This is a genomic window from Sphingomonas sp., assembly GCF_035910975.1.
Classification (GTDB): domain Bacteria; phylum Pseudomonadota; class Alphaproteobacteria; order Sphingomonadales; family Sphingomonadaceae; genus Sphingomonas.
This window is the reverse complement of the sequence record NZ_JAMHWM010000036.1, coordinates 1-2,662: the sequence shown is the minus strand read 5'-3', so window position 1 is coordinate 2,662 and position 2,662 is coordinate 1. Positions and strand designations below refer to the sequence as shown.

The window sequence follows — 2,662 nt, the reverse complement described above, 5'->3', positions numbered from 1 at the left end:
CGGCTCATCCCGTGCGAAACCGTGCTCACCATCGAGTCGAACCGCTTGGACACCCCGGTGATCGGACTCGTGAAGGAAGCTGTCTGGCACGACGGCCGACTCATCGTGCCGGTGGGGGCTGAAGTGCATGGTCGTGCCTCGACCGACCGGGCGCGTGAGCGCCTCGCGGCGCAGGGAACGTGGCGGATCGTCTGGCGCTCGCCGGGCGCCGACCACGGTGACGAGCTGGCGGTGCAGGGGCTCGCGTTGAATCGTGAACGCGACTCGGTCACCGGCACGTGGGGCTTGCATGACGGTTCCGCCGGTCTGCGGGGCGACGTGCTTCGCACGAACGATTGGCATGAGGTGCAGCTTTTCGCCGCAGCGTTCCTGTCGACCGCCACCGCGGCGCTCCAGGATACGCGCACCACGGCCACGCTCTTGGGCGAAACGCTTACCCCCACGACGACCACGCGCAATGCCGCGCTCGCGGGCACGGGCGCCGTCCTCCGCGAATATGCGAATCAGATCCGCCAGTCGATCGATCGCGACGGCGTCTACGTCCGCGTGCCCGCCGGCAAGGCGTTTTATCTCTACGTCACCGAAACCCTCGACCTCGGGCGGGCCCGTCACGGCGCCGCCTCTCTTTCAACCCATGCGCCTTAGCCTTCTCTTCCTTTCCATGTTGGTGGCGGTGACTGGCTGCCAGTCGGCACCTCGTCCAACTCCACCTCCCGTTGCTGCGCCCGTGCCGCTGTCCGTGCCGTCCCTTGAGCTACAGGAAAAGACACTCCGGCAGCAGCAACAAATCCAGGCGCTGATCGCGCAGAACGAAGCGCTGCTGGCGCGCGTGCGTGAACTGGAAACTGCGCCACCCGTTCCGCCGGTGCCGGTTCCGGCCGTGCTGCCGCCGGCCATCCTTCAGCCGGTCGCGGCCGAGTCGGTGAAATTGGAGCCCGCACCGCCGCCCACACCGCCCGCGCCAATCGTTCCGCCACCGTCCGCTGAACCGGCCATCCTGCCGAACGCCGACGGGCTGATCGATCTCACGGCTCTCCTCATCCAGACGCGGGATGGCGACGACGTGAATCCGTTCGCCGTGCGGAGCCTGCCGGCGGACGCGATCCGCGAAGTGACTCTGCACGTGCAGGGCGTGATCGGGGGAGCCGCCCCGTGCGCCTTGATCAACCAGCGCACCGTCCAGCCCGAACAAACCATCGAGTCGCTGACGTTGGTCGGCATCGAGCCCAACGCCGTCCTGGTCCGGCACGCCGGACATCTCCTTCGACTGCCGGTCGCGGAAAAATCCGTGCGCATCCGGCTTCCGCTTTGAACACAACCATGCCGCTTTACGCCGCCACTGTTGTTGGGCCGCAGGGTCGTCGCTTCGCCGTCACCGAGGATGCGCGCGACGCCGCCTCGCTGCGCGAGGCGCTCCGCCGGCGGAATCTGTGGCCGCTGCACATCGCCGCGGCCCAGCCGCCGGCCGGCCTCAGCCGGGCGAGACTCTCGTCACGGGATTTCGTCGCGCTGCTGCATCAATTGGAACTGCAGCTCCGCGCCGGGGTGACCGCGGATGTGGCGCTCGCGCAACTCGCCGGCGATGCCCCGACGGGCGACGCGCAGCGCATGCTCGCGCACATTCATCGCGAGGTTGCGGCCGGTCGACCGATCCATGAGGCGTGCCGTTTCTTCGCACGGCAGTTTCCGCCGCACATCGCGGCAGTGATCGCCGCGGGTGAAGCCTCCGCGCAACTTCCCGTGGCATTGCACTCGCTCGCCGAGCACCTCGCCGGCGCGGAGGAGTTGCGACGCACCGCACGGCGCGCGCTCATCTATCCGACGGTCGTGCTGACGGCGACCACGGGGCTGATCGTATTCCTGCTCGGTGGCGTGGTGCCGCAGTTCGCGGCGATCTTTTCGACGCTGCATCTCGACCTGCCGGTGCTGACGCGCGTCCTCATCGCCGCGAGCGAGTGGTTGCGCCACAGCTGGCCCTTGCTGGCGAGCGGAACGTTCGCGGTTGTCGGTGCCGCCTGGTTCCTGCGTGGCTCGCGCCGCTTTCGGTTCACCCGCGATGCGCTGCTCCTCCGCACACCCGTCTGGGGCGAGGTGATTCGCTGCGTCGCGACGGCGCGATTCGCGGCGCACGCGCGATTGCTGGTGGAAGCGGGCATCCCGCTTCTCGATGCGCTTGAGCAAGGCGCCGACCTTACGGGCAACGCGGTGCTCGCGAGGCAGATTCACGTCGCGCGCGACGGCGTCGCTGTGGGCCGGCCTCTGCACGCGGCGCTGCCCGCTTCGCACGGGTTTCCCGCGTTTTTCATCGCGGCCCTCAAGTCGGGTGAAACGACCGGCCAACTCGGAGCGGCGCTGCGCCACATTGAAACCTACGCTTCGGCGCAGGCGCGCGACCGACTCGCGACTGCGCTCGCGCTCTTGGAGCCGACCATTCTCGCCACACTCACTGCCGTCGTGGGGGTGATCGCGCTCTCCTTCTTTCTCCCGCTCTTCGCGCTATTGGGAGGCGTCAGCGCCCGCTGAAGCATGAAGCCGTTACCCGATCATTGTGGGCGCAACGCGCGCGGATTTTCGCTGCTGGAAATCGTCCTCGTGCTTTTTGTGCTCGGCGCGCTGGCCGCCGTGCTCACGCCTTCGGTCCGCGAAATCATCGAACGGAGCC

Annotated in this window: 4 protein-coding genes; all 4 read left to right on the top strand. The window is 68.1% G+C overall.

Annotated features, from left to right (window positions below; genetic code table 11):
- A partial coding sequence (locus VYI76_RS13240) for a TrbI/VirB10 family protein (protein WP_326525273.1) occupies positions 1 to 645 on the top strand: 645 nt, incomplete at its 5' end.
- Positions 646 to 727: 82 nt separating this feature from the next.
- Positions 728 to 1,312: a hypothetical protein gene (locus VYI76_RS13235; RefSeq protein ID WP_326525272.1), complete on the top strand. Its 585-nt coding sequence runs from the start codon at positions 728 to 730 to the stop codon at positions 1,310 to 1,312.
- 8 nt (positions 1,313 to 1,320) lie between these two features.
- Complete coding sequence (locus VYI76_RS13230) at positions 1,321 to 2,523, top strand: type II secretion system F family protein (protein ID WP_326525271.1); 1,203 nt, start codon at positions 1,321 to 1,323, stop codon at positions 2,521 to 2,523.
- Between the two features lie 3 nt (positions 2,524 to 2,526).
- A partial coding sequence (locus tag VYI76_RS16830) for a type II secretion system protein (protein ID WP_443018960.1) occupies positions 2,527 to 2,662 on the top strand: 136 nt, incomplete at its 3' end.

What these genes read in the sequence shown, in the direction of transcription:
- VYI76_RS13230 (WP_326525271.1), top strand. Translation starts at nt 1,321, where the DNA reads ATGCCGCTTTACGCCGCCACTGTTGTTGGGCCGCAGGGTCGTCGCTTC.